General features: G+C 39.0%; 1 pseudogene. It reads right to left on the bottom strand.

The window, feature by feature from the left end:
* Positions 1-13: 13 nt before the first annotated feature.
* Positions 14-241 (bottom strand): annotated as a pseudogene (locus HMPREF0519_RS12825) (D-alanyl-D-alanine carboxypeptidase); the annotation flags it as partial.

Genomic DNA, 241 nt, shown 5'->3' with positions numbered 1-241 from the left:
CATATTATTTACTTTATTTGGGAATTCCAAGCTGAATGGCACACGCTTGATAATCTTCCATGTCGCGAAAGCCTGGCAGAGTGACTGGATATCGGTACTGATTGGCTGTCTTTAAGTCACTTTGCTTATAAAAGGATTGCGCATAGCCAACAATATTTAAGCCGATGTCGTAATCAGACATACTGTTTCTTTTATTCTGATCATACCCCAACTCCGTAAGCCGTTGGTCAATTAATTTAAT

The organism is Lentilactobacillus hilgardii DSM 20176 = ATCC 8290 (assembly GCF_000159315.1).
GTDB classification, from domain to species: Bacteria; Bacillota; Bacilli; order Lactobacillales; family Lactobacillaceae; genus Lentilactobacillus; species Lentilactobacillus hilgardii.
This window is presented reverse-complemented; position numbering and strand designations above follow the sequence as displayed.